Source organism: Streptococcus sp. 10824 (assembly GCF_013276595.1).
GTDB classification, from domain to species: domain Bacteria; phylum Bacillota; class Bacilli; order Lactobacillales; family Streptococcaceae; genus Streptococcus; species Streptococcus pseudopneumoniae.
The window spans coordinates 1-5,059 of record NZ_VMLH01000137.1; the positions used below are offsets into that span (position 1 = coordinate 1).

Sequence of the window (5,059 nt, forward strand, 5' to 3'; positions counted from 1 at the left end):
TCATTGGTTATGGGACGTAAAAATTGGTTGTTTTCTCAAAGTTTTGAAGGAGCTAAAGCAAGAGCTATTATTATGAGTTTGTTGGAAACAGCTAAACGTCATCAACTAAATAGTGAAAAATATCTATCCTATCTTCTAGAATGTCTTCCAAACGAGGAAACTCTCGTAAACAAAGAGGTTTTAGAGGCTTATTTACCATGGAATAAAGTTGTACAAGAAAAGTGCAAATAAGAAATCTCCAGATTAGGAACTATCCGTGAGTTCTCTAGTCTGGAGATCTTTCAATATACTTCGTTATTGGGCGGTTACTATTCATACCCTCTTACAGTACCCATGTTCGGATGGCATGGGCAACACCGGATTCGTCATTTGTTTTAGTGATGTATTTGGCGATTTTTTTGATTTCTGGATTTCCATTTTCCATGACAACGGGGTTCCCAACGACTTCCAGCATGGCACGGTCATTTTCTTCGTCACCGATAGCCATGGTTTGATTTTTGGTCAATCCGAGTTTTTCAGCTAGGTGAGTGATGGCTGACCCCTTGTCTACATTCTTTTTAAGGAGTTCGAGGTAGAAAGGAGCAGACTTGTTGATAGAGTAGCGTTCGTAAAATTCTGCTGGTATCTTTTCAATTGCAGCATCGAGAACCTCAGGCTCATCGATGAACATACACTTGACGATTTCCTTGTCAGCCATTTCTTCAGGTGTGCGGTAGAAGATAGGCATGCTGACGAGGGTTGATTCGTGCACTGTGTATTTTCCGATATTGCGATTGGCAGTATAGATACCGTCTTTAGTAATAGCGTGCATGTGGACACCGAGCTTACGACTGAGAAATTCCATATCCAGATAATCCTCATAGGTCAAGGATTCGCTGATAATCTCATGTCCTGTAGCAGTTTCTTGGACAAGGGCACCGTTAAAGGTCACCACATAGTCACCCTCGTCTCTCAACTGCAAGTCGTCCAGAAGTTTGGCAACACCTGCGATGGGGCGGCCAGTTGCAATGACGACTTTGACACCAGCTTGTTTGGCATCTTGGATGGCAGAAAAGACTTCAGGAGTGATTTCCTTTTGGCTGTTGACTAGGGTTCCGTCAATATCGACGGCAATTAGTTTAATACTCATAAAATTCCTCTTCTAGTTGTTATTTGGGGTAAAATGGTCGTTCTCAATCAAGTGTAAAAATTGCTGGGTGATACTTGCGAAGATGCTGTTTTGGTCTAACATTTCTTTCGGGAAATAAAAACGATTATCTCCGTGACGGCTACCAGCAAGGGATTGGACAATAGGAGACAGGCTAGAGAGTTCGGCTAGTTGACCATTCTTTTGTAAAATCTCAATCTGTGTCCGTGGATTTTCAGATTCGGGACGATAGATATCATAAGGGAGGTCAAAATTCTTATGAATGGCAGTGTAGTAGTCGGGATCAAAGCCGATATCCTCAACCAATTTTCTCATGCTAGCGAGTTGGTCTTGGTCTTCTTGTGAAAAAGTAATGGATTTAAAGACCTTGCGGTTGACAAAGCGTTGCGACAGGTCTGCAAGAATCTTGTCAGGACTGGTCATCCAGAGTTGGAAGTAGGTATTCATTACACCATCATCCAGAGCTAGATAGTCAGACAAGGTCACATTTTTTTCGAAGAAAGGCAGGAGGTGTGGAGAAGTTCGTGCAAAGAAGTCCTTGTCCTCAGGATAGAGTTCCTTGGCGCGCTTGAGGAGATTCTGTAGGAGAACTTCCATAGCGCGTGTTGCAGGGTGGAAATAAACCTGCATGTACATCTGGTAGCGACTGAGGACATAGTCTTCGATGGCGTGCATGCCATTGCGCTGAAAGGCGATGCCATTTTCGACAGGACGAATGACTCGGAGGATCCGAGTCAGGTCAAATTCCCCATAGGAAGCTCCCGTAAAATAGGAGTCACGCAAGAGATAGTCCATGCGGTCCGCATCAATCTGACTGGAAATGAGTTGCACGACCTGCTTGTTAGGATAGGTATGGTCAATGACACTGGCTATCTTTTCTGGAAAATCTGGCGCCACTTGTAGCAGGACTTGGTGAATCTCCATTTCAGGACTTTGGATAATCTCCTGAGTAATGGCTTCATGGTCGGTATCAAAGAGATGTTCAAAAGTATGGGAGTAGGCACCATGTCCAAGGTCATGTAGGAGAGCAGCTGTCATGGTCAAGAGAGACTCAGAAGGATTCCATTCGTCTGGATATTTTTCTTCAAAAATCTCCGTGATACGACGAGCAATCTCATAGACTCCAAGACAATGGGAGAAGCGACTATGTTCTCCACCGTGGAAGGTATAACTGGAAGTTCCCAGCTGTTTGATACGACGCAAACGCTGAAATTCTTTTGTATTGATCAAGTCATAGATGATTTGATTATTGACATGGATGTAGTTGTGAACTGGGTCACGGAATACTTTTTCGTTCATATGACCATTATAGCAAAAAGCTAGAGTTTTTGGTAAAATAGTAGGACAAGAGACAAGAAAGAGGACCTGATGTGAAGATTCGGATGCGAAATAGGATTCAGTTTGATGAGCAGTTGGAAGTGATTGACCAGCTTTATGACGTGGAAGTACATGAAAAAGGAGATTATAGCTACCTGCTTTTCTATAATGAGGAAAAGGAAAAAGTAGTGATTAAATTTCATGGTCAAGAACTGGTGATGAGCCGTTTTTCAAATCCCAAGACCATTATGCGCTTTATAAAGAATAGCGATAGTTTAGCCTATATTCCTACACCTATGGGCATGCAGGAGTTTATCATCCAAACGAGCCATTATCAAGTTGATGGGCAAAAGATTGAACTAGATTATCAACTACAAAATCAAGAGGGACATCCCTTTGCCAGCTATCAATTGGAAATTACTTGGGGCTAGGCTCATGTCTTTTTCAAATTTACCTGGCTATCTTCTCGGATTAGCCTGCTAATGTGGTAGATTAGGCTATTTTTTGGTATAATAAAAGTTATGGAAATTGAAAAAACCAATCGTATGAATGCGCTCTTTGAATTTTATGCGGCGCTGTTGACAGACAAGCAAATGAATTATATAGAGCTCTACTACGCTGATGATTACAGTCTTGCTGAGATTGCCGAGGAATTCGGTGTCAGTCGTCAGGCTGTCTATGATAATATCAAGCGGACAGAAAAGATTCTGGAAGATTATGAGATGAAATTGCACATGTACTCGGACTACATTGTCCGCAGTCAGATTTTTGATCAGATTTTGGAGCGCTATCCCAAGGATGACTTTCTGCAGGAGCAGATAGAAATTTTAACAAGCATTGATAATAGAGAATAAGAGGAAGAAAAATGGCATTTGAAAGTTTAACAGAACGTTTGCAGAACGTCTTTAAAAATCTACGTAAAAAAGGAAAAATCTCTGAATCTGATGTCCAAGAGGCAACCAAAGAAATTCGCTTGGCCTTGCTCGAGGCCGACGTTGCCTTGCCTGTTGTAAAGGACTTTATCAAGAAAGTTCGTGAGCGTGCAGTCGGGCATGAGGTCATTGATACCCTTAATCCTGCGCAACAGATTATTAAAATCGTTGATGAGGAACTGACAGCCGTTTTAGGTTCTGATACGGCGGAAATTATCAAGTCACCTAAGATTCCAACCATCATCATGATGGTTGGTTTACAAGGGGCTGGTAAAACAACCTTTGCTGGTAAATTGGCCAACAAACTCAAGAAAGAAGAAAATGCTCGTCCTTTGATGATTGCGGCGGATATTTATCGTCCAGCTGCCATTGACCAGCTTAAGACCTTGGGACAACAGATTGATGTGCCTGTCTTTGCACTTGGAACAGAAGTACCAGCTGTTGAGATTGTACGTCAAGGTTTGGAGCAAGCCCAAACTAATCATAACGACTATGTCTTGATTGATACTGCGGGTCGTTTGCAGATTGATGAGCTTTTGATGAACGAGCTTCGTGACGTAAAAGCACTGGCTCAACCAAATGAAATTCTCCTCGTGGTTGATGCCATGATTGGTCAAGAAGCGGCCAATGTTGCGCGTGAGTTTAATGCTCAGTTGGAAGTGACTGGGGTTATCCTTACCAAGATTGACGGCGATACTCGTGGTGGTGCGGCTCTATCTGTTCGTCACATTACTGGAAAACCAATCAAGTTTACTGGTACAGGTGAAAAGATTACGGACATTGAAACCTTCCACCCAGACCGCATGTCTAGCCGTATCCTTGGCATGGGGGATATGCTCACTTTGATTGAAAAAGCTTCTCAAGAATACGATGAGCAAAAAGCCCTTGAAATGGCTGAGAAGATGCGTGAAAACACATTTGATTTCAATGATTTCATTGATCAGTTGGATCAGGTGCAAAACATGGGGCCGATGGAAGACTTGCTCAAGATGATTCCAGGTATGGCCAACAACCCAGCCCTTCAAAACATGAAGGTAGATGAACGCCAGATTGCGCGCAAACGTGCCATCGTGTCTTCGATGACACCTGAAGAACGTGAAAACCCAGATTTGCTAAATCCAAGCCGTCGACGTCGTATTGCCGCAGGTTCTGGAAATACATTTGTCGAAGTCAATAAATTCATCAAGGACTTTAACCAGGCTAAACAGCTCATGCAGGGTGTTATGTCTGGAGATATGAACAAGATGATGAAGCAGATGGGGATCAATCCAAACAATCTTCCCAAAAATATGCCAAATATGGGAGGAATGGATATGTCTGCCCTTGAAGGAATGATGGGACAAGGTGGTATGCCTGACTTATCAGCTCTCGGAGGAGCAGGAATGCCAGATATGAGCCAAATGTTTGGTGGCGGACTCAAAGGTAAAATCGGTGAATTTGCCATGAAACAGTCCATGAAACGTATGGCTAACAAAATGAAGAAAGCGAAGAAGAAACGCAAGTAAGACGAAGGAAGGCCGCAGAGCTTTCCTTTTTTAGAAAAATAATAAAGGTCTATTTTGAATCTGTAAAGAATAAAAAATAATAATACTCAATGAAAATCAAATAGCAAACTAGGAAGCTAGACGCAAGCTGCTCAAAATACTGTTTTGAGGTTGTAGAT

6 protein-coding genes are annotated in these 5,059 nt (G+C 42.4%); 4 read left to right on the top strand and 2 right to left on the bottom strand.

All coding sequences use genetic code 11. The features are described from left to right. Window positions 1-231: transposase domain-containing protein (locus tag HT701_RS10485; protein ID WP_172931504.1), on the top strand; the 231-nt coding region annotated here is incomplete at its 5' end. A 91-nt stretch (window positions 232-322) separates the two neighbouring features. On the opposite strand, the gene yidA is transcribed toward HT701_RS10485, so the two are convergent. Further along, on the bottom strand, window positions 323-1,129 hold the full coding sequence (yidA, locus tag HT701_RS10490) for a sugar-phosphatase (protein ID WP_023941315.1): 807 nt from the start codon (window positions 1,127-1,129) through the stop codon (window positions 323-325). Window positions 1,130-1,141: 12 nt separating this feature from the next. Continuing rightward, window positions 1,142-2,446: an HD domain-containing protein gene (locus HT701_RS10495; RefSeq protein ID WP_172931505.1), complete on the bottom strand. Its 1,305-nt coding sequence runs from the start codon at window positions 2,444-2,446 to the stop codon at window positions 1,142-1,144. 71 nt (window positions 2,447-2,517) lie between these two features. On the opposite strand from HT701_RS10495, the gene HT701_RS10500 reads away from it, so the two are divergent. The 3 genes from HT701_RS10500 (at window position 2,518) to ffh (ending at window position 4,901) form a co-directional block, all read left to right on the top strand. Next, on the top strand, window positions 2,518-2,895 hold the full coding sequence (locus HT701_RS10500) for a DUF1934 family protein (RefSeq protein ID WP_172931506.1): 378 nt from the start codon (window positions 2,518-2,520) through the stop codon (window positions 2,893-2,895). A 90-nt stretch (window positions 2,896-2,985) separates the two neighbouring features. Then, window positions 2,986-3,318, top strand: coding sequence for a putative DNA-binding protein (locus tag HT701_RS10505; protein WP_000402066.1), 333 nt, complete (start codon window positions 2,986-2,988; stop codon window positions 3,316-3,318). Window positions 3,319-3,329: 11 nt separating this feature from the next. Continuing rightward, the gene (gene ffh / locus HT701_RS10510) at window positions 3,330-4,901 is read left to right on the top strand and encodes a signal recognition particle protein (protein ID WP_000863628.1); all 1,572 of its coding nucleotides are present in this window, start codon (window positions 3,330-3,332) and stop codon (window positions 4,899-4,901) included. Window positions 4,902-5,059 lie beyond the last annotated feature (158 nt).